This is a genomic window from Nocardioides sp. zg-1230, assembly GCF_013155335.1.
Classification (GTDB): domain Bacteria; phylum Actinomycetota; class Actinomycetes; order Propionibacteriales; family Nocardioidaceae; genus Nocardioides.
The window spans coordinates 501,008-519,265 of record NZ_JABJQZ010000001.1 but is presented as its reverse complement, the minus strand read 5'-3'; the positions used below and the strand labels follow the sequence as shown (position 1 = coordinate 519,265).

Annotated in this window: 19 protein-coding genes; 10 read left to right on the top strand and 9 right to left on the bottom strand. The window is 73.3% G+C overall.

Annotated features, from left to right (window positions below; translation table 11 throughout):
* Positions 1–34: 34 nt before the first annotated feature.
* Positions 35–850: an NAD-dependent epimerase/dehydratase family protein gene (locus HOO61_RS02540; protein WP_216658522.1), complete on the bottom strand. Its 816-nt coding sequence runs from the start codon at positions 848–850 to the stop codon at positions 35–37.
* Positions 851–922: 72 nt separating this feature from the next.
* On the opposite strand from HOO61_RS02540, the gene HOO61_RS02535 reads away from it, so the two are divergent.
* From HOO61_RS02535 to HOO61_RS02510, 6 genes are all read left to right on the top strand, one after another.
* Positions 923–1,384: an isoprenylcysteine carboxylmethyltransferase family protein gene (locus tag HOO61_RS02535; protein WP_216658521.1), complete on the top strand. Its 462-nt coding sequence runs from the start codon at positions 923–925 to the stop codon at positions 1,382–1,384.
* A gap of 123 nt (positions 1,385–1,507) precedes the next feature.
* The gene (gene kdgD / locus HOO61_RS02530) at positions 1,508–2,434 is read left to right on the top strand and encodes a 5-dehydro-4-deoxyglucarate dehydratase (protein ID WP_172256621.1); all 927 of its coding nucleotides are present in this window, start codon (positions 1,508–1,510) and stop codon (positions 2,432–2,434) included.
* A gap of 42 nt (positions 2,435–2,476) precedes the next feature.
* A complete protein-coding gene (locus HOO61_RS02525) occupies positions 2,477–3,991 on the top strand; it encodes an aldehyde dehydrogenase (NADP(+)) (protein WP_172256619.1) in 1,515 nt (504 codons plus the stop codon).
* Entirely contained in the window at positions 3,988–5,385 is a 1,398-nt protein-coding gene (locus HOO61_RS02520) for an enolase C-terminal domain-like protein (protein WP_367649989.1), read from the top strand. Before HOO61_RS02525 ends, HOO61_RS02520 begins: the two co-directional genes overlap by 4 nt.
* A 93-nt stretch (positions 5,386–5,478) precedes the next feature.
* A complete protein-coding gene (locus tag HOO61_RS02515; protein WP_172256617.1) occupies positions 5,479–6,738 on the top strand; it encodes a cytochrome P450 in 1,260 nt (419 codons plus the stop codon).
* Between the two features lies 1 nt (position 6,739).
* A complete protein-coding gene (locus tag HOO61_RS02510) occupies positions 6,740–7,825 on the top strand; it encodes a YihY/virulence factor BrkB family protein (protein WP_172256615.1) in 1,086 nt (361 codons plus the stop codon).
* Positions 7,826–7,843: 18 nt separating this feature from the next.
* On the opposite strand, the gene HOO61_RS02505 is transcribed toward HOO61_RS02510, so the two are convergent.
* From HOO61_RS02505 to HOO61_RS02485, 5 genes are all read right to left on the bottom strand, one after another.
* Positions 7,844–8,434 carry a hypothetical protein gene (locus tag HOO61_RS02505; protein ID WP_172256613.1) on the bottom strand — a complete coding sequence of 197 codons (591 nt, stop codon included), beginning with the start codon at positions 8,432–8,434 and terminating at the stop codon, positions 7,844–7,846.
* Between the two features lie 46 nt (positions 8,435–8,480).
* A complete protein-coding gene (locus HOO61_RS02500; protein WP_172256611.1) occupies positions 8,481–9,419 on the bottom strand; it encodes a PfkB family carbohydrate kinase in 939 nt (312 codons plus the stop codon).
* Positions 9,416–9,961 carry a cysteine hydrolase family protein gene (locus HOO61_RS02495; protein ID WP_172256609.1) on the bottom strand — a complete coding sequence of 182 codons (546 nt, stop codon included), beginning with the start codon at positions 9,959–9,961 and terminating at the stop codon, positions 9,416–9,418. The genes HOO61_RS02500 and HOO61_RS02495 overlap by 4 nt, the downstream gene beginning before the upstream one ends.
* An 82-nt stretch (positions 9,962–10,043) precedes the next feature.
* Positions 10,044–10,880, bottom strand: coding sequence for an ABC transporter permease (locus HOO61_RS02490; protein ID WP_253941956.1), 837 nt, complete (start codon positions 10,878–10,880; stop codon positions 10,044–10,046).
* Positions 10,877–11,782, bottom strand: a complete 906-nt coding sequence (locus HOO61_RS02485; RefSeq protein ID WP_172256607.1) for an ABC transporter ATP-binding protein — start codon at positions 11,780–11,782, stop codon at positions 10,877–10,879. The genes HOO61_RS02490 and HOO61_RS02485 overlap by 4 nt, the downstream gene beginning before the upstream one ends.
* A 144-nt stretch (positions 11,783–11,926) precedes the next feature.
* On the opposite strand from HOO61_RS02485, the gene HOO61_RS02480 reads away from it, so the two are divergent.
* Positions 11,927–13,150, top strand: coding sequence for a hypothetical protein (locus tag HOO61_RS02480; protein ID WP_172256605.1), 1,224 nt, complete (start codon positions 11,927–11,929; stop codon positions 13,148–13,150).
* Between the two features lie 57 nt (positions 13,151–13,207).
* The gene (locus HOO61_RS02475) at positions 13,208–14,050 is read left to right on the top strand and encodes a DUF4064 domain-containing protein (protein ID WP_172256603.1); all 843 of its coding nucleotides are present in this window, start codon (positions 13,208–13,210) and stop codon (positions 14,048–14,050) included.
* Positions 14,051–14,068: 18 nt separating this feature from the next.
* On the opposite strand, the gene HOO61_RS02470 is transcribed toward HOO61_RS02475, so the two are convergent.
* Positions 14,069–15,265, bottom strand: coding sequence for a pyridoxal phosphate-dependent aminotransferase (locus tag HOO61_RS02470; RefSeq protein ID WP_367649988.1), 1,197 nt, complete (start codon positions 15,263–15,265; stop codon positions 14,069–14,071).
* 54 nt (positions 15,266–15,319) lie between these two features.
* On the opposite strand from HOO61_RS02470, the gene pyrE reads away from it, so the two are divergent.
* Positions 15,320–15,847 carry an orotate phosphoribosyltransferase gene (gene pyrE, locus HOO61_RS02465; protein ID WP_172256601.1) on the top strand — a complete coding sequence of 176 codons (528 nt, stop codon included), beginning with the start codon at positions 15,320–15,322 and terminating at the stop codon, positions 15,845–15,847.
* 38 nt (positions 15,848–15,885) lie between these two features.
* Here the strand turns inward: pyrE and HOO61_RS02460 are convergent, their stop codons facing one another.
* Entirely contained in the window at positions 15,886–16,644 is a 759-nt protein-coding gene (locus HOO61_RS02460) for a DedA family protein (protein WP_367649987.1), read from the bottom strand.
* Positions 16,645–16,762: 118 nt separating this feature from the next.
* Here HOO61_RS02460 and HOO61_RS02455 point away from each other — a divergent pair, with 118 nt between their 5' ends.
* The gene (locus HOO61_RS02455; RefSeq protein ID WP_172258105.1) at positions 16,763–17,419 is read left to right on the top strand and encodes a TrmH family RNA methyltransferase; all 657 of its coding nucleotides are present in this window, start codon (positions 16,763–16,765) and stop codon (positions 17,417–17,419) included.
* Between the two features lie 75 nt (positions 17,420–17,494).
* Here the strand turns inward: HOO61_RS02455 and HOO61_RS02450 are convergent, their stop codons facing one another.
* Positions 17,495–18,235, bottom strand: coding sequence for a septum formation family protein (locus HOO61_RS02450; protein ID WP_172256599.1), 741 nt, complete (start codon positions 18,233–18,235; stop codon positions 17,495–17,497).
* Positions 18,236–18,258 lie beyond the last annotated feature (23 nt).

The window sequence follows — 18,258 nt, the reverse complement described above, 5'->3', positions numbered from 1 at the left end:
CCCGGCCCGCCCGGCCCATCACCCTGATCGGGGATCATCCACCGACGGCCGCGTAGCCCTCGCGGTAGGACGGGTACGCCGGCGCCCAGCCCGTGGAACGCAGCCGTGCGTTGGAGAGGCGCTTGCCGTGACCCTGCGCCGGGTCGGCGGGCGGGGGAGCAGGGGCGCCGAGCCGGACGGCGAGGTACGCCGCCACGTCACCGAGCTGGGCGGGGTCGTCATCGGTGCCGAGGTAGAGCCGCTCCGGCGCAGCCGGCATCGTCAGCAGGTGCACGACCGCCGCTGCCGCGTCGGTGCGGTGGATGCGGTTGGTCCAGCGGTGCGGGTCGTCGATCCGACCTTCGCGCACCTGGTCGAGCAGCCGCGTGCTGGCGCCGCCGTACAGCCCCGACAGGCGCAGCACGCTCCCGTGCGGGATGCGGTCGTGGAAGGCCTCCTCCGCCGCGACCAGCTGACGGCCCGGCCCGTCCGCGGGCGCCGGGGGCATCGTCTCGTCCTCGAGCTCCGGGAGGTCGCGGCTGCCGTGCACCGCGGTCGACGAGACGAGCACGGCCCGCTCGGGCGGCTCGACCAGCGCATCGAGCGCCCGCGCCATCCCGTCGACGTACGTCGCCCGGTAGGACTCCTCCGTCCGAGGCCGCGCGGTCAGCGCGACCACGACGAGACGGGGACGTACGTCGTCCAGGTCGGGCGCCTCGCGCGTCAGGTCGACGGACCGGCCGGTGAGCGGCGCCTCCACCAGTGACGCGTTGCGGCGCAGGGCGAGCACGTCGTGACCGAGGTCGGCCAGCCGCAGGCCGACCGCGGCGCCGAGGTCGCCGGCACCGATCAGGAGCACGTCCGGGGTCACACGCGCACGCTACGACAGCGCCGGTCGCCGACCCTCTGGGCAGCGGCCCCGATGTCGTGGCACCGTGGTCGGGTGAAGCGTCCACCGCCGCCGTTCCTCGCGCTCGTCGCCGCAGCCGCGCAGCAGGGGATGTCCCGGGGCGCGTCCCCCGCGTCGGGTCTCCGACGCCCCGCTGCCGTCGCCGTCGCGACGGCCTCGGTCGCGATTGCGGGCGGGGCGGCCAGCCGCTTCCGGGCCGTGCGCACGACGGTCGAGCCGTTCGACCCGTCCAAGGCGTCGTCCCTCGTCGTCACGGGTCCCAACTCCCGCACCCGCAACCCGATGTACCTCGGCATGGCGGGCGTGCTCGTCGCCAACGCCCTGCGTCGGGGCTCGTGGACCGGGGTCCTGCCCATCGTCGGGTTCGTGGCGGTCATCGACCGCTTCCAGGTCGCCGCGGAGGAACGCGCCCTCGCGGAGAAGTTCGGTGCGGCCTACACGACTTACTGCGCGAGCGTCCCGCGCTGGCTCGGTCCCAGGACGTTCACGGGGTAGATACCCGACGCGCATCACTGGATTCAGAAACGGGCTTGGACAGGCATCGTCACGTCTTCCTAGGTTGGTGAGCACCGCCACATCCGTGGGACATGGGATCCACGGCCGACCGAAGGACGCAGCGTGACGAAGTACAGCCCGACCGAGCTCGTCGAGACCCTGGGCAGCGGCCTGCTGTCGTTCCCGGTCACCCACTTCGACGCCGACCTCCAGTTCGACGAGCCGGCCTACCGCGAGCACCTCGAGTGGCTCAGCGGCTACGACGTCGCCGGCCTGTTCGCCGCCGGTGGCACCGGTGAGGGCTTCTCCCTCAACGCCGAGGAGACCGACCGCGTCGTGCGCGCCGCCATCGCCGGCGCCGGCGGCAAGGTGCCCGTGCTGGCCCCCGCCACCGGCTCGACCGTCAACGCCGTCGCCCAGGTGCAGGCGGCCGAGAAGGCCGGTGCCGACGGCATCCTGCTCATGCCGCCGTACCTCACCGAGGCCGGCCAGCGCGGCCTGGTCGAGCACATCAGCCGGGTGTGCGCCGCCACCAGCCTCGGCGTCATCTACTACTCGCGCGCGAACGCGGTGCTCGGCACCGACGCCCTCGAGCAGGCGTGCGCCCGCAACGACAACCTGGTCGGCTTCAAGGACGGCGTCGGCTCGATCGAGCAGATGACCCGCACCTACGCCCAGCTCGGCGACCGCCTCGTGTACGTCGGCGGCCTGCCCACCGCGGAGATGTTCGCCCTGCCGCTGCTGCAGCTCGGCGTGACGACCTACAGCTCGGCGATCTTCAACTTCGTGCCACGGTTCGCGCTCGACTTCTACGGAGCCGTGCGCCGCCAGGACCAGGAGACGGTCTACGCGATGCTCAACGACTTCGTCATCCCCTACACCAAGATCCGCGACCGCGAGTCCGGCTACGCCGTCTCCATCGTCAAGGCCGGCCTCGCCGCCGTCGGCCGCCCGGCCGGCCCGGTGCGACCACCGCTGTCGGACCTCACCGACGCCGAGCGCGACGAGCTGCAGACCCTCGTGGACAAGGTGGCAGGCTCGAACGCCTGACCACCACCGCCCGCACGCGCAGCACAGCAACGAGAGGAACCCATGTCTGACCAGGCCACCTCGATCACTCCCACCTCAATCTTGGCGGGCACCGACTCCGAGCAGCCCGACGTCGCCGCCGCCACCGCGGCCGCCGCCGAGGCGTTCGCCGCCTACCGCGCCACCACCCCCGAGGAGCGGAGCGCCTTCCTCGAGGCGGTCGCGGCCGAGATCGAGTCCGACAAGGACGCGATCATCCCGGAGGCGGTCCGCGAGAGCGGGCTGCCCGAGGGACGGATCACCGGTGAGGTCGGCCGCACGACCGGTCAGCTGCGGATGTTCGCCGGCGTCGTCCGGCAGGGCGACCACCTCGGCGTGCGCATCGACCCGGCGCTGCCCGACCGTGCGCCCCTGCCGCGCGCCGACATCCGGCAGCGGATGGTGCCGCTCGGCCCGGTCGCGGTCTTCGGGGCCAGCAACTTCCCGCTCGCCTTCTCCACCGCGGGCGGCGACACCGCGTCCGCGCTCGCCGCGGGCTGCCCCGTCGTCGTCAAGGGCCACCCCGCCCACCCCGTCACCGGCACCCTGGTCGCCCGCGCGATCACCCGCGCCGTCGAGAAGTCCGGGCTGCCCGCCGGCACCTTCTCCTTCGTGCTCGGCGGCATCGAGACCGGCCAGGAGCTCGTCGCCGACCCGCGCATCGCCGCGGTCGGCTTCACCGGCTCGCGCGGCGGCGGCCTCTCCCTGGTGCGCGCTGCTGCGGAGCGCGACGTACCGATCCCGGTCTATGCCGAGATGTCGTCGATCAACCCCGTGGTCGTGCTCCCCGGCGCGCTCGAGGGCGACGTCACCGCGCTCGCCCAGGCCTACGTCGGCAGCCTCACGCTCGGCTCCGGTCAGTTCTGCACCAACCCCGGCCTGCTCTTCCTGCCGTCCGGCGAGCGGGGCGACGCGTTCCTGCGCGCAGCCGGCGCGGCCGTCAGTGGCGCTGCCGGCCAGCAGATGCTGACCCCCGGCATCGCCGAGGCCTACGCCAGCGGGACGGCGAGCCTGCGCAGTACCGACGGAATCCGGGTCGTCGGCGAGGGATCCGCGGCCGGCGAGCACGCCCCCGCCCCCGTGGTCTACGAGGCGCCTGCCGAGCTGCTCGCGACCGACGACAGCGCCGTGACCGACGAGGTGTTCGGCGCCGCCGGCGTCGTGGTGAGGTACGACGACGTGGCGGCCCTGCTGCCCCGGCTCGAGGCCCTCGAGGGCCAGCTCACCGCGACCATCCACGCCACCGACTCCGACACCGCGGACGCCGCGGCCCTCCTGCCGGTCCTCGAGCTGAAGGCCGGCCGGGTGCTCTTCAACGGCTGGCCGACCGGTGTCGAGGTCGGCCACGCGATGGTCCACGGCGGCCCCTACCCGGCGACGTCCGACGCGCGCAGCACCAGCGTCGGCAGCCTCGCCATCGAGCGCTTCCAGCGCCCGGTCGCCTACCAGGACGTGCCGGCCGGGCTGCTCCCCGTCGCCGTCCGCGACGACAACCCGTGGGGCCTGCGCCGCCGGATCGACGGAGAGCTCGAGAAGTGATTACCCCACCGACTTCTTCTCCCCCGCTTCGCTCCTCCGAACAACTCGGCGGGGACCCCAAGAAGACCGCCACCATCGCGAAGGTCGACGTCGTCCCGGTCGCCGGTCACGACTCGATGCTGCTCAACCTGAGCGGCGCGCACGGCCCATTCTTCACCCGCAACATCGCGATCGTCACCGACTCCGAGGGCCGCGAGGGCCTCGGCGAGGTGCCGGGTGGCGAGGCGATCCGGCAGACGATCGCCGACGCCGCCGAGATCCTCGTCGGCCAGCCGGTCGCGACCTTCCGCACGCTGCTGCGCCGGGTCGCAGCGACGTACGCCGACCGAGATGCCGGCGGCCGCGGCCTGCAGACCTTCGACCTCCGCACCACCATCCATGCGGTGACCGCGCTCGAGTCGGCGCTGCTCGACCTGTCCGGCCAGGCGCTGGGCGTGCCGGTCGCCGAGCTGCTCGGCGAGGGCCAGCAGCGCGACCGCGTGCCGATGCTGGGCTACCTGTTCTACGTCGGCGACCCCGACCGCACCGACCTGCCCTACCTGCGCGCGGCGGCGGAGCCCGGGGGGCCGGACGGCTGGGAGAAGGTCCGGCGCGAGGAGGCGATGACCCCCGAGGCGATCGTCCGCCTCGCCGAGGCTGCGCAGGCCCGCTACGGCTTCGCCGACTTCAAGCTCAAGGGCGGTGTGCTGCCCGGCGAGGAGGAGGTCGCGGCGGTCACCGCGCTGCACGCGCGGTTCCCCGACGCCCGCATCACGCTCGACCCCAACGGCGGGTGGCTGCTGGAGGACGCGGTCCGCCTGCTGCAGGGCAAGGGCGACGTGCTCGCCTACGCCGAGGACCCGTGCGGTGCCGAGGGCGGCTACTCCGGGCGCGAGGTGATGGCGCAGTTCAAGCGCCGCACCGGCCTGCGCACCGCCACCAACATGGTCGCCACCGACTGGCGTCAGATGGCGGACGCGGTGCGCACCAACGCCGTCGACATTCCGCTCGCGGACCCGCACTTCTGGACCATGGCGGGCTCGGTCCGGGTCGCCCAGCTGTGCCACGACTTCGGCCTCACCTGGGGCTCGCACTCCAACAACCACTTCGACGTCTCGCTGGCGATGTTCACCCAGGCCGGCGCGGCCGCCCCGGGCGAGATCACCGCCCTCGACACGCACTGGATCTGGCAGGACGGCCAGGGCCTGACGGCCTCGCCGTTGGAGATCGTCGACGGCGCCATCGAGGTCCCGACCACCCCGGGCCTCGGCGTCACCCTCGACCGCGACCGGCTCGCCGCGGCGCACGAGCTCTACCTCGAGCACGGCCTCGGCGCCCGCGACGACGCCGTCGCCATGCAGTACCTCGTCGAGGACTGGGCGTTCGACCCCAAGCGCCCCTGCCTCGTCCGGTGACAGTGCACTGACCACGCTCGTTCCGACGTCACCATCGTCGGCACAACGCCTGACGCCCGCGCATGCGCGCGCGGACATCGGGAACGGGCAGGGATGACCGATCTCGGATTCCTGCTGGCGCGCCACGGCTACGGCGCGGTCGCCCACGACCGCACCGCCCGCGGAGGCGCAGACACCTACGTCTCCCGGCTCCTCGGGCGCCGCACCGTCGTGCTCGGCGACCGCGAAGGTGCCCGCGCGTTCTACGACGAGTCCCTGGCGCGCCGTGCCGGCGCCGTGCCGCCGCCCCTCGCGTGGCTGCTGTTCGGCCGGGGTGCCGTGCACGGGATGGACGGGACCGCGCACCGGGACCGCAAGCGGTTGTTCCTCGACGTGCTGGACCCCGACCGGCTCGACTCGCTCATCGAGGAGGTGCGCGGTGCGCTCGTCACCCGCGCCGCCGGGTGGACGGGTCGCGAGGTCGACCTGCACCGCGAGCTGGTGAGCGTCTACGGCGCGGCCGCCCTGCACTGGGCCGGGCTCGACGTCTCGCGGCGGGAGGCCGACCTGGTCAGCCGCCGGCTGGCCGAGATCGTCGACGGCTTCGGCTTCACGGGAGTGGCGTACGTCCGCGGCTGGCGCGCCCGCCGCTGGTCCGAGCGCTGGGCCCGGGCAGCCGTCCGCGATGCTCGCTCAGGACGGACGACCCCGCCGAGCGGAAGCGCTCTGCAGATGGTCGCGGCCACCGACCTCGATGACCGCGAGGCGGCGGTGGAGCTGCTCAACGTGCTGCGACCGACCGTCGCGGTCAGCTGGCTGGGCTGCTTCGCCGGCCTGGCGCTCGCCTCGGTGCCTGCGGAGGACCGGGCACGCCTGGTCGCGCCGGAGGCGGTGCACGAGAGGTACGCCTTCGCCCAGGAGGTGCGGCGCACCTCCCCCTTCGTCCCGGCCCTCACCGCGCTGGCCGTGCGCGACGCAGAGGTCTCCGGCGTCCGGGTGCGCGCGGGCGACAGGCTGCTGCTCGACGTCGTCGGCGTCGACCACCACGAGAGCCGCTGGCCCGCACCGCGAGTCTTCGACGCCGACCGGTTCCTCGACCACGACGAGGTCGCGGCGGAGTCCGCCTTCGACCTCGTGCCGCAGGGCGGTGGCCACCCGTCCGGCCACCGGTGCCCGGGGGAGTCCCTGACCCTGCGCCTGCTGTCCGAGACGGTCCGGGTCCTGGCCGGGCTGGAGCTCGAGGTCACCCCGGGGGTGGCGGACGCGACCCGCATGCCGACGCTGCCCGCAGGCAGCGACCGCGTCCGGGTCGCGCGGTCTGCTCGTCACCGGCCCGACGCCGCATGGGTCGGCCCGACGCGGGCACTGGGATGACATGACCCACCGATCGACCCCCGCCGACAGCGAGTCCAGGAGCGAGGAGCGGGAGCGGACCGCCCCCGCGGCCGACGCCTCCCGCAAGCCCGACTCACCCAGCGACCTCGTGAAGCCCACGTGGGGCTACGCGCTGCGCAAGACCGTCCGCGAGTTCATGGACGACGAGTGCACCGACCTCGCCGCGGCTCTCACCTACTACGCCGTCCTGGCGATGTTCCCCGCCGCGATCGCCCTGCTGTCGCTGGTCGGCCTCGTGGGCCAGCAGCAGCAGACCGTCGACACGTTGCTGCAGGTCCTGCGCGACGTCGGCGCCTCGTCGGCGGCGGAGACGCTCGAGTCCCCGCTGACCGAGCTCGCCTCGAGCCAGGGCGCCGGTCTCGCCCTCGTCATCGGACTCGCGACCGCCCTGTGGTCCGCGTCCGGCTACGTCGGCGCCTTCGGTCGCGGGATGAACCGCATCTACGAGATCGACGAGGGACGTCCGATCTGGAAGCTGCGCCCCACCATGCTGCTGGTCACGCTCGTGACCGTGGTGCTCGCTGCCATCGTCGCCCTCGGGCTCGTGCTGACCGGCCCCGCCGCCGAGGCCGTGGGCAGCGCGATCGGGCTGGAGTCGGCCGCGGTGACGGTGTGGAGCATTGCCAAGTGGCCGGTGCTGCTCGCGGTGGTCGTGCTGATCGTGGCACTCCTCTACTACGCCACCCCCAACGTCAAGCAGCCGAAGTTCCGCTGGATCAGCGTCGGCGCGATCGTCGCCATCGTGGTGTGGGTGATCGCTTCCGCGGCGTTCGGCTTCTACGTCGCCAACTTCTCCAGCTACGACAAGACGTACGGCTCGCTGGCCGGCGTCATCGCGTTCCTGCTGTGGCTGTGGATCACCAACCTGGCCCTGCTCTTCGGTGCCGAGCTCGACGCCGAGCTCGAGCGCGGCCGCCAGCTGCAGGCCGGCATCGCCGCCGAGGAGGAGCTGCAGCTTCCCCCGCGCGACACCCGCAAGTCCGACAAGGCGGCCGCCAAGGAGCAGGAGGACATCGAGCGTGGCCGCAGGCTGCGCGAGTCGCAGGCGAGTCGGTCGGACGGCTGACGCCCCGCGCGGCTCGCGTCAGGTGATGTCCTCCACGAGGCTCGACTGCGCGAGCGGGAAGCGGGTCGCGGCCGACCACAGCACGTCGCGGATCCGTCCGGGGTCGTCGCCGTAGAAGTAGAGGTTCGTCCGTCGTGGCCCCTCCCACCACGACTGCAGCACGGCCGTCTCGCCGAGCTCGGTCGTCAGTGCGCCGATCAGCTCGTTGACGTCGTTGTCCGCGTAGACCTCGGCCGGCAGGGACGTCCCGTCGAGGGACAGCGCCACCCCGTGCGTACGACCGAAGGGCACGGCCGGCTCGTCGACCACGGTGTAGGTCGACCCCACCGGGGCGCCGTACAGCTCCAGCGCCTTGACGAGCAGGTCCAGCCCTCGGTCGCGGTCACCGCGCAGCTCGACCTCGAGGTCGCAGGACAGGACCCCGTGCTCGGGGTCGAGCTGGGACCCGCCGCCCACGACCTGGCTGCCGGGCAGGAACTGGTCGAAGGCCCCCTGCAGCGGGTCCTCGTAGATCTCGCCCCGGTGCACGGGTTGCACCCGCGCGGCCAGGTGCACGTCCACGAGCAGCGGAGGGGGCGTGTCGTCCTTCGACCGGCGGAAGAGAGGCATGTCGGGAAACGTACGGCGTGGTGACGGGCCGTGCGTGCCTTTTCGCTCAGCCCCCGGCGAGGAACGCGTCGACCTCGGCCGCGGTCGGGGCGGACTCCGGCCCGCGTCGGGTGACCTTGATGGCGGCGGCCGCGTTGGCCCGCCGGCAGCCCTCGGCCCACGGCGTACCGGCGGCCACCTCCGCCAGGAGCGCGCCGGTGTGGGTGTCGCCCGCGCCGTTGGTGTCGACGGGCGTCTGCGGGAACCCGGGGACGTACGTCGTCTCGCCGCGCACGTGCACGGCGCAGCCCTCCGGCCCGTCGCGGACGATCGCGACCGCGTCGCCGCGCAGCAGCGGGGCGACCGCGGTGGTGAGCGCCGCCAGGTCGCCGGGCACCTCGCCTCCGACCGCACGGAGCACGTCCTCGGCCTCCTCGGCGTTGCTCGACCAGACGTCGGTGACCGCCAGCATCGCGACCCGGACGTCCTCGTCCAGGCCGGCGAACGCGGCACCCGGGTCGAGCACGACCACGACGTCGGGGTGCAGCGTCGGCAGCCAGGCGAGCAGCGGGTCGCGGGTGGTGTCGAGGGCCAGGGAGAAGCCGGTGACGCAGACCAGGTCACCGGGCTGAGGGTCCGAGGTGGCCAGGGAGGCGACGCTGATCCGACGCTCCGCGCCCAGCGTCGTGACGAAGGTGCGCTCCGCGCTGGGCTCGACCATGACGACGCAGATGCCGGTGTCGACGCCCTCGACCGGCGGGGCCGACACCCCGATCCCGGCCGCGGTGAGTGCTGCGCGGATCAGGTCGCCGTGGGGCCCCGTGCCGATGGCCCCGGCCTGCACGCACGCCGCACCGAACCGGGCCGCCGCCAGCAGCACGGTGACCGTGCCGCCCGCGTAGTCGGTGGCCGACGCGGCCATCACGTTCTGCCCGCGGTCCGGCAGGTCGGGGACCTCGACGACGACATCGACCAGGGCCTGGCCGGTGTGGATCACCCGGCTCACGGAGCGAGCACCTCGTCGGTGGTGGCGAGCGTGATCTGCGGCGGGTAGAGCGACATCACCGTCATCGCCGCCTCGTGGTTGTCCGGCGTCGAGCCGGCGCAGGCGTCCGTGACGACGGTGATCGTCGCCCCCGCGTCGGCGGCCGCCAGGGCGGTCGACACGACGCAGCAGTCCGTGCTCACCCCGGCGAGCACCAGGTGGGGGAGCGGGCCCGTCACGGCCTGGAGGGCGTAGCCCCACTTGCCGAAGGTCGGGAGCGACACCACCTCGTTCGCCAGGCCCTCCATCTCGGGCACGAGGTCGAGCAGCGGGTCGCCCTCGGGGACGGCGGCGAACGGCCAGGCCCGCATGTACGCCTCCCAGCTGCCCTGCGGCTCGGCGGCGGGCACCCAGCGCGTGACCACGGTGCGCTCGCCCGCGGCGGACGCGAGTCGTCGTACGGGCTCCACGATGCCGGGGAACATCGGCGAGCCCCACGCGCTGTCCGGTGAGGCGAAGATCCGCTGCGGGTCGATGACGACCAGCCAGGCGTCGGGGTGCATGCCGCCACCCTGTCAGAAGACGTCAGCGGCCGCCGGTCCCCCGACCGGCAGCCGCTGACTCGCCTGAGGCAGTAGAGGGGACCTACTTGACCTCGGCACGCAGGATCGCGCGCAGGCCGATGGCCAGCGGGATCCAGAGCCAGACCAGCGTCGAGACGCCGAGCTGCTGCCAGTACTCGGCCGTCATCGTCTGGTCGAAGAGCCGGGTGACGGCGAAGTTCACGTCGACCCACGGCTGCAGGTCGCGGAACCACTCCTGGAAGGCGGCCAGCGTCCCGAAGGCCACGGGCAGGACCAGCGAGTAGACGAAGTAGCCCACGATCGCGCCGGCCGAGCTGCGGAACAGCACGCCGAGCATGAAGCCCATCAGCATGCCGAGCACGTTGGCGAGCACGATGTTGCCGAACTGCGTGAGCGTGATGTCCCACGTCGCGTCGAGGCCGGTGATCGCCGAGCCCACCACGTTGCCGAGCGCGCCGACCGCGAGGGCGACGAACATGGCCGCCACGCCGACGAGCAGCGTCGAGACGACCTTGGCCGCCATCACCCGGCCACGCCACGGCACCAACGTGTACGTCGTCAGGCCGGTGCGCTGGCTGTACTCACCGGTGACCGACAGGATCGCGATGATGGGCAGGACCACCGACAGCGGCATGCCGATCGCGGTGGAGAAGGTGTTCTGGGTGATCGCCTCGTCGGGCGCCCAGATGATCACCGCGGCGGTCGCGAGGACCGAGACGATGCCGACGCTGGCCATCATCCAGAAGCCCGCGCGGGTGTCGAACATCTTGCGCAGCTCGACGCCGACCAGCCGGGTCATGGGGATGGGCCGTACGACGCGTCGCCCGGCGGGCGCCTCGGGTGCGGCCGCCGCGGGCGGGGCGGGGGCCTGGGTCGCGGCCTGGATCTGGGTGGTCATGCTGCTGCTCCTTCACGGGCGGTCTCGGCGGTGAGCTCGAGGAACATCTCCTCCAGGCCGGCGCCGTCGGCGGCGCGCAGCTCGCGCAGGACCACACCGGCACGGTGTGCCGTCTCGCCCACGAGCTCGGGATCGGCGTCGGCACGCAGGCCGCCGTCGATCGGGGTGGTGACGACCGACGCCTCGTGCAGGGCACGGGCGAGGCGGTCCTTCTGGGAGGGGTCTGCGGTGCGGACGAGGGTGCCGGCCGCGGCGAGCAGCTCGGACTTGCTGCCCTGCGCCACGATGCGACCCTGGCCGATGACGACGATGTCGTCGGCGATGACCTCGATCTCGTGGAGCAGGTGCGAGGACAGCAGCACGGTGCCGCCCTGGTCGGCGAAGCCGCGGAGCAGGTCGCGCATCCAGCGGATGCCGGCCGGGTCCAGGCCGTTGGCGGGCTCGTCGAGGACCAGCACCTGCGGGTCGCCGATGAGGGCGGTCGCGATGCCGAGGCGCTGGCGCATGCCGAGGGAGTAGTTGCGGACCCGACGCTCGGACTCGTCCTCGGTGAGGCCCACGCGGGCCAGGGTCGCGGCGACGCGTGACTTGGGCAGCCCCATCGTCTGCGCAGCGATCGCGAGGATCTCGCGGCCGGTGCGACCGGCGTGCTGTGCGGAAGCGTCCAGCAGCACGCCGACCTCGAGGCCGGGGTTGACCAGCTCGTGGTAGTCGCGGCCGGTGATGGTGACCTGCCCGGCGCTGGGCCGGGTGAGGCCGACCATCATGCGCATGGTCGTGGACTTGCCGGCGCCGTTGGGACCGAGGAAGCCGGTCACGCGACCGGTCGCGGCCGTGAAGGAGACGTTGTCGACGGCCGTGAAGGGGCCGTACTGCTTGGTGAGGTGCTCGACGCTGATCATGGGTCCAACCCTCGCCGCGCGGGGGCGCCCGGCACATCGGGGACGGCACCCCGCCGGTCCCTGAGGACGACCCTGAGAGACCCCGGAGTGGTCGCCTTCCAACGCCCTGTGCGGCCCTCAGGGCCCAGCGGGGACAATGGGGGCGTGAGCCAGCCCACCACGCACCGCCCGCCCCAGGTCAGCCTGGCCTCGGGCATCGTCATGTTCTCCTCGGTGGTGGTGCTCCTCACCGCGTGGCAGCGGGTCACCTCGCTCGGCAGCCTCGAGACGCAGGAGGCGATCCGCGACGTCCTCGCCGACGCGCCGTTCTCCTCACTGGGCCTGACCGTCTCCAGCACGACCGAGCTCCTGCGGGTCTCGTGCATGGTCGCCGCGGCCTGCGCGTGCGCGACCGCGATCCTCGGCTGGTACGTCCGCAAGCCCGACCGCTCCTCGCGCCTGGCGCTCACCCTGTTCGCGGTCGTCGTCTTCCTCACCGGCATCCCGGCCGGCGGGTTGGCCGGGTCCTTCGTCGCCGCGGGGGCGGCGATGCTGTGGATGCAGCCCGCGCGGGAGTGGTTCGCCACCGGTCGCTGGACGCCGCCGGAGCCGGCGCCACCGAAGGACAGGACCGCGGATCGCGACGCCTCGGCCCGTACGCCATGGGACGCCCCCGGCGCCCCCGGCGCCCCCGGTTCGTCCGGGCCCGCCGACCCGTGGGGCCGCCCGCCCGCCGACAGCGCGGTGCCCGACACCCCACCGCCGGCCAGCAGGCCCTTCGGTGAGCCCGGCCCGCCCACGCAGCAGCACCCCGTCGACCGCCCGGCCGAGTCGCCGTACGGCCAGCCCCTCCCGCAGCAGCCCCTCCCCCAGCAGCCAGGTGCGCACCAGCCCGTCCCGGCGCCGTACGCCGCATCCCCGGCACCCGACTGGCAGCGGCGGCAGCTCCTCCTCGCGCGGCCCGGCGCGATGGTCGCGGCGTTCGTGATCACCGTCGTCACCGCCGGCGGGCTCCTGACGCTCTCGCTGCTGTGGCTCGCGATCGCCGGCTTCTCCCCGGACTTCCTGCAGAGCGTCCTGGAGCAGCAGCAGCCCGAGCTGCTTGACGACGGGCTGAGCCTGGAGCAGGTGCGCACGACCGTGTTCGCGCTGGCCGGGGCCTTCGTCGTCTGGTGCCTCGTCGCGCTGGTCCTCGCCGGCTTCGCGATGGCGCGTCGGGAATGGGCGCGCCGCGGCCTGATGGTCAGCGCCGCCTTCAGCGCCGGCGCCTGCTTCGCCCTGGTGCTCAACACCCCGCTCGTGCTGCTCCCGGCCGCGGCCGCGCTGGCGACCGTCGTCTGCCTGCGGCGCGGCGACGTACGTCGCTGGTTCGAGCTGGACCCGCGCTGAGCCGCCCTCGGCTCGGCGACGGCGCGCGGCCAACCGCCCACGTGATGAGATAGGCGCATGAGCGAGCAGGGACCCACGCACCAGCCCTACGGCCAGGACCCCTACGGCCAGCAACCGAGCGGGCAGCCCTATCCCTACGGCCAGCAGCCGGCCTACGGACAGCCCTACGGCCAGCAGCCGGCCGGTGGCCGGCGCCCCGGCACCGTGACCGCCGCCGCCTGGATCACCATCGTCTTCTCGGCCATCACCGCCGTGCTGTTCGGCTTCACCGCTCTCGCCCTGCTCGTCGCCCGAGACCAGGTCATCACCGAGATGGAGCGCGTCCCGGAGTTCCAGGACGCCAACATCGACGCCGAGTCCGCGGTGGGCGTGATCGTCGCCGTCATCCTGGGCCTCGTCGTCTGGGCGATCATCGCCATCGTGCTCGCCGTGTTCGTCCTCCGGCGTTCCAACGTCGCCCGGATCCTGCTCGTCATCTCCAGCGCCGTGGTGGCCCTGTTCTCCCTCCTCGGCGTCACCAGCGGGGTCTCGGTCGTCACGCTCATCGCCTCGATCGCCGTGATCGTGCTGCTCTTCGTGGGCGGTGCGGGCGACTGGTTCAAGGGCACCTCGGGCTACGACGGGATGCCCGCCCAGTACGGCCAGCAGTACGGCCAGCAGTACCCCGGCGCCGGCCAGTACGGCACGGGCTCGACGGCGCCCGACCCCTACGGCCAGTACCCCCAGCCCGGTCCGCAGTCGTCGCCGCAGTACCCGCCGCCGCCGAGCAGCTCGCCCTACGGCCAGGGCGACGCCTACGGCCCGGGCAGCCAGGACAACCCCTACGGCCAGCCGCGGCCGACCGGCGACGAGGGGTCGGACGGCTCCGAGCACCCGCCGCGGGACTACCCGGGCCGCTGAACCCCGCCCGGCAGCGCCTCAGCGCGACAGGTCCGCGGCGGCGAGTCGTCGTACGCCCTCGGTGATCACGTCGCGCTCCTTGCAGAACGCCCAGCGCACGAGCTGTCGGCCCGCCTGCTGGTCGTCGTAGAACCCCTGCGTCGGGATGGCGACCACGCCGGCCAGGTCGGGCAGCGCCAGGCAGAACGCACGGCCGTCCGGCCAGCCGAGGTGGCTGATGTCGGTGGTGGCGAAGTAGGTGCCCTCCGGCACCCGCGGCGGCAGGCCCGCGGCGGCGAGCCCGTCGCAGAGCAGGTCGCGGCGCCCCTGCAGGTCGCGGGCGAGCTCGCGCGGCCAGTCAGGCTCGTGGTCGAGCGCGTGCGCGACGGCGGGCTGGAGCGGTGAGCCGGAGGTGAACGTGAGCCACTGCTTGGCCGCGAGGACTGCCTGCGCGAGGGGTTCGGGACCGGTCGCCCAGCCGACCTTCCAGCCGGTGAAGCTGTAGGACTTGCCGGCGCTGGAGAGGGTGAGCGTGCGCTCCCACATGCCCGGCAGCGTCGCGATCGGCACGTGTCCCTCGGCGGAGCGCGCGTCGTCGAAGACCAGGTGCTCGTAGACCTCGTCGGTCACCACGATCACGTCGTGCTCGATCGCGAGGTCGGCGACGACCTGCAGCTCCTCGCGCGTGAGCACGGTCCCGGTGGGGTTGTGCGGCGTGTTGAGCAGGATCAGCCGCGTGTCGTCGGTGACCGCCGCACGCAGCTCGTCGAGGTCGGGACGGAAGTCAGGTGCCCGCAGCGTCACCGGCGTCCGCCGAGCACCGCACATCTCGAGCATCGCGACGTAGGAGTCGTAGTAGGGCTCGAGCACGACGACCTCGTCACCCGGGTCGACGAGCGCGAGCAGCGCGGCGGCGACCGCCTCCGTGCACCCGGTCGTCACCACGACCTCGCGGTCGGGGTCGGGCTCGAGACCGTAGTGGCGCTGCTGGTGGCGCGAGATCGCCCCGCGGAGGGCGGGTACGCCGAGGCCGGGGGCGTACTGGTTGGCGCCGGCCTCCAGCGCCGCCTCCGCGGCCGCGACCACCGACGCCGGTCCGTCCACGTCGGGGAAGCCCTGGCCGAGGTTGAGGGCGCCGGTCCGCACGGCGAGGGCCGACATCTCGCTGAAGACCGTCGGCGGGATGTGGGCCAGCCTGGCAGCGAGGAGGGTGGGGCGGGGCTTCGCGGTGGGCACCCGGCCACGCTACCCACCGGGACCGGCCGGCCGGGTCCCACTAGGGTCGGTTCCGTGACCACCGACGCGACCCTCGCCGCCGACATCGACGCGACCTGCCGCCTCACGGGGGAGTTCACCCTCCGCTCGGGGCAGGTGGCCGACACCTACTTCGACAAGTACCTCTTCGAGGCGCAGCCGGCCCTGCTCGACCGGGTGGCCGCGCAGATGGTCGACCTGCTGCCCGAGGGCACCGAGCTGCTGGGCGGTCTCGAGCTGGGCGGCATCCCGATCGCCACGATGGTCTCCTCGCGGACCGGGCTGCCGGCGCTGTTCGTGCGCAAGCAGGCGAAGGAGTACGGCACCGCCAAGCTCGCCGAGGGCCCGGACGTCGCTGGTCGCCGGGTCACCATCATCGAGGACGTCATCACCACCGGCGGCGCGGTCCGCGACGCGACGCGCGCCCTGCGCGAGCTCGGCGCGGTCGTGGAGGTCGTGGTGTGCGCGATCGACCGCTCGCCCGAGGGGAACCCGCTCGCCGACGTGGACCTCGAGGTCCGCTCCGTGCTCACCCGCGCCGAGCTGGACGCCGTCCGCGGCTGATCTCCCGCCGCCGCCCCCTGCGGAGCGGCGTACGCCGGTCAGTCGAGGTCGCGGCCCATGATGTCGCGGTCGGGCCCACCGTCCTGCGGGCCGACCTCGGCGCCGGGGGCGTTGGTGCGCTTGTGGCGCCACCACTCGATGATGATCGGGATCACCGAGAACGCCACGATCACGATGATCAGCTTGTCGATGCTCTCGCCGAGGGTGGGGAACGCGTCGCCGAGGAAGAACCCGAGCAGGCAGATCGACACCACCCACAGCACCGCGCCGACGAGGCTCCACAGGAAGAAGCGGTGCCGCTCCATGCGCGTCACGCCGGCCACGACGGTGATGTAGGTCCGCACGAAGGGCACGAACCGACCGATGACCAGTGCCTTGTTGCCGTGGCGGTCGAAGAACGCGGTCGTCTGGTCGAAGTACTTGCGCTTGATGATGCGGCCGTCGCGCTCGTAGAGCGGCGGCCCGATCTTGCGCCCGATCTCGTAGCCGACGACGTTGCCGAGGAAGGCGGCGACCGTCAGCGCGGACATCGCGATCAGCAGCTCCACGATCGGCGGGCCCGGGAACAGGTCGAGCTGGCCGGTGGCGATGAACAGGCCCAGGGCGAAGAGCAGCGTGTCGCCGGGGAGGATCGGGAAGAACAGTCCGCACTCGACGAAGACGATGATCAGGCTGATCCAGAAGAGCGCGGTGCCGAAGCGGTCGAGCAGCCAGTTGGGGTCCATCCAGTCGATGCCGAGCAGCATCGGCTGCACGCCCGAGATCGCGATGGTCTGCAGGTCCCACAAGGCGCTCACGCGCGCCACCCTAACCGCGGACTCCTCCGCTCCCCGCTTCGTCGCGGCTGCCTAGGGTGCTCCCATGCAGGACGACGAGGCTCGCGGCCACGACCACGAGCGGGCGCCCTACGACCCGATGCCGCACGGCCCGCCCGAGGTGGGCGTCGGCCCGTGGGAGGGCCCGTGGCCCGACGGTGCCCACTGGGATCCCGAGCTGCTCCGCGAGGGTGACCGCCGCAACGTGGTGGACCGCTACCGCTACTGGACGATGGAGGCGATCGTCGCCGACCTCGACACCCGCCGGCACGGCTTCCACGTCGCGATCGAGAACTGGCAGCACGACTTCAACATCGGCACGATCGTCCGCACCGCCAACGCGTTCCTCGCCGCCGAGGTGCACATCGTCGGCAACCGCCGGTGGAACCGTCGCGGCGCGATGGTGACCGACCGCTACCAGCACGTCCGGCACCATGCGGACGCCGCCGCGCTGGCGTCGTACCTGCACGCGATCCCGGCGCAGCAGGGCGGACCCGTCCGGTTGCTCGGCATCGACAACCTGCCGGGTTCCCTCCACCTCGAGACGATGGAGCTGCCGCGGCGCGTGTGCTTCCTCTTCGGCCAGGAGGGCCCGGGGCTCTCGGCGTCCGCGCGCGAGGTGTGCGACGGCACGTTCTCCATCGCGCAGTTCGGCTCGACGCGCTCGATCAACGCCAGCTCGGCCGCCGCGATCGCGATGCACAGCTGGGTGCGCGAGCACGCCGACCTGACCGGCGACGACGCCTGGCGCGGCTGACGCCTCCCGCGTCCGGGCACCCCGACCGGGCCCGGGATGTCCCCACGGCGCCCCGGGCCCGGCTCCTCCCAAGGTCTAGGTGCTGGTCCTCGAGTAGCAGACCAGCGTGCGGTCCCCGGCCCGCCAGGCGGCCCTCGCCGGCCAGCCGAAGCGGTAGGACAGCGTCGAGACCGCCCGGCGGCAGCGGTCGGCGCCGATGCGGTTGCGGGCCTTCCCTCCCGGGTAGCGCGTCGTGTCGAGGCGCAGGGCCGAGGTGGCGCGGAAGGTGTGCGGCTGCGCGCAGGTGGTGACGTGGGCGTCGCGTCCGCCGAGGCAGCGCGCCACGGACGGGTCGGGCTTCCGCGTGCCGACGCGGACGTCGCTCGGCAGCGGCTGCAGGTCACGGGCGTCGCCCAGCACGAGGTCGCACCGCACCCACCGGGCTCCGGCGGCCTGCTGGTCGGCGGTCGGGACGAACCAGCCGACGTCGTACGCCGTCAGCCGCACCGCGCGCTGCGTGGTGCCGAGCGCTCGGCGCTGGGCCGCGAAGCAGGTCTCGAGCGCGAACCGCTCGAGGCCGCGACCCGAGAAGTCGAGCCCGTCGGGGAGCTGCGCCACGGCGATCGTGGTGGCGGTGTGGGTGGTCGTGCAGTCGACCGGCGCCTCGTCGTACGACGCCGCGGCGAGCTCGTCGGCACCCAGGTCGTGGCACTGCCCGACGACCGGTGCCCCGAGCATCGGGTCGGCCGAGGCCCCGGCAGGGGCGGGGACGCCCGCCCCGGCGGCAGCCAGCATCCCGACGAGGACGACGGCGCTGGGTCCGGGACGGCGTGCCATGTACGTCAACCTAGGCCTGACGA

What these genes read in the sequence shown, in the direction of transcription:
- HOO61_RS02450 (WP_172256599.1), bottom strand. Translation starts at nt 18,235, where the DNA reads ATGGCACGCCGTCCCGGACCCAGCGCCGTCGTCCTCGTCGGGATGCTG.
- HOO61_RS02475 (WP_172256603.1), top strand. Translation starts at nt 13,208, where the DNA reads ATGAGCGAGCAGGGACCCACGCACCAGCCCTACGGCCAGGACCCCTAC.
- HOO61_RS02525 (WP_172256619.1), top strand. Translation starts at nt 2,477, where the DNA reads ATGTCTGACCAGGCCACCTCGATCACTCCCACCTCAATCTTGGCGGGC.
- HOO61_RS02505 (WP_172256613.1), bottom strand. Translation starts at nt 8,434, where the DNA reads ATGCCTCTCTTCCGCCGGTCGAAGGACGACACGCCCCCTCCGCTGCTC.
- HOO61_RS02510 (WP_172256615.1), top strand. Translation starts at nt 6,740, where the DNA reads ATGACCCACCGATCGACCCCCGCCGACAGCGAGTCCAGGAGCGAGGAG.
- HOO61_RS02515 (WP_172256617.1), top strand. Translation starts at nt 5,479, where the DNA reads ATGACCGATCTCGGATTCCTGCTGGCGCGCCACGGCTACGGCGCGGTC.
- HOO61_RS02455 (WP_172258105.1), top strand. Translation starts at nt 16,763, where the DNA reads ATGCCGCACGGCCCGCCCGAGGTGGGCGTCGGCCCGTGGGAGGGCCCG.
- HOO61_RS02490 (WP_253941956.1), bottom strand. Translation starts at nt 10,880, where the DNA reads ATGACCACCCAGATCCAGGCCGCGACCCAGGCCCCCGCCCCGCCCGCG.
- HOO61_RS02485 (WP_172256607.1), bottom strand. Translation starts at nt 11,782, where the DNA reads ATGATCAGCGTCGAGCACCTCACCAAGCAGTACGGCCCCTTCACGGCC.
- HOO61_RS02495 (WP_172256609.1), bottom strand. Translation starts at nt 9,961, where the DNA reads ATGCACCCCGACGCCTGGCTGGTCGTCATCGACCCGCAGCGGATCTTC.